This is a genomic window from Dissulfurispira sp., assembly GCF_036745535.1.
Lineage (GTDB): Bacteria > Nitrospirota > Thermodesulfovibrionia > Thermodesulfovibrionales > Dissulfurispiraceae > Dissulfurispira.
Genome location: NZ_DAIOFX010000189.1, coordinates 1 through 1,249 on the forward strand (window position 1 = coordinate 1; position 1,249 = coordinate 1,249).

A 1,249-nucleotide genomic window follows, 5' to 3' on the forward strand; every position below is an offset into this window, starting at 1 on the left:
TTTCAGTATCTTTATAAAAAGTTTTACAAGCTCTAAATCGAAATCACCTTTTTCAGTGGTCTCTTTCATGATCTTGTCCAGGGCGTTGAAAGGAGTATAGGTAGTTCTGAATGGACGTGGCGTGGTCAAGGAATCATAACAATCGACGATTGACGTGATCTTGCCAAACTGATTGATAAAGGCTCCTTTTAGACCGTATGGGTAGCCGGTACCAGATAGTTTTTCGTGATGTTGTTTCACGGCAATGATAGATTCGCTATGCAGTCCCGACTGACTCAGGACATTGATGCCATCAGCGACATGCTTCTTCCATACGGCAAACTCCTCGTCTGTCAAACGCTCTCTTTTATACAGTATCGATGGCGGTATATTTTTCTTGCCGATATCATGCAGCATGGCTCCAAGGGCCAGCTTTTCTATCTGGCTCTGGTTCATGCCCATCGCAAACGCCATAGCCGCCGACAGCACCGATACATTTAGGGAGTGGTTGTAAATATACATGTCACGGGCGTTTTTGGTGAGCATTGTGCTGAGCGCGGTGTCTTTCTGTTTCAGTATGTTTATTACCTGATTAGCCGAGCTTACCACATTGTCAATGTTCTGGGCATTGCCGGGATCCGACAGAACATCCCTGACGCTCATTTTGGCGCATTCCTTGACGGTCGTGAGCTTAGTTGCACTATCCGATGCTGATTTTTTTTTTGATTGCGAGAAGAGATATTCCCTATACAGCTTCAGATCGGACACTTTAATCGCCAGGTCGCCGTCTGCATTGCAGATAGCATTCGTAACAGGCACGGGCTTCTCCGGCAGAGTTTCGATAAGAGGCTCATAGCGCAGGTTCGAAACCTTGTATATGCTGAAATTCACTTGTGATCCAGCAGTAAAAATAAGCCTGCTGACATTATGGTACGCCTCCTTCTCTTTGGAGTATGAGGCATAGGCTTTTTCGCGGACTCATCTTCTGCAGGTTTTTTATCAAAATACTGATTGACCTTTGCAGGTTCTCCTTCAACATACAGAAACACGATGCCTTTGCTTTTTAACTCAGCCTTGACAGCATCATCAAATTTCTGCCATTTCTTCAAAGCGCAGGAATAGGTAGTGCCATCTCGTTTATATACGTCAAAAGGAACGCTTAATCCCACAGGAAACCTTTCGATGCTCATCATCACCATTGTTTTTTGTGGATCCTTCATATCAGCCATACATTATCCCCCTGAATTTATATATAGCTTCATACTGCTTA

General features: G+C 44.3%; 2 protein-coding genes. Both read right to left on the reverse strand.

The features are described 5' to 3' along the window. Positions 1 to 870 (reverse strand): HD-GYP domain-containing protein (locus V7L97_RS12765; protein ID WP_333656590.1); only part of this gene is annotated, 870 nt, incomplete at its 3' end. Further along, positions 867 to 1,208, reverse strand: coding sequence for a hypothetical protein (locus tag V7L97_RS12770; protein ID WP_333656591.1), 342 nt, complete (start codon positions 1,206 to 1,208; stop codon positions 867 to 869). The genes V7L97_RS12765 and V7L97_RS12770, both read right to left, overlap by 4 nt. Between the last annotated feature and the right edge of the window lie 41 nt (positions 1,209 to 1,249).

Excerpts from the sequence above, each read along its gene's own strand:
- V7L97_RS12770 (WP_333656591.1), bottom strand. The coding sequence starts at position 1,208 with ATGGCTGATATGAAGGATCCACAAAAAACAATGGTGATGATGAGCATC.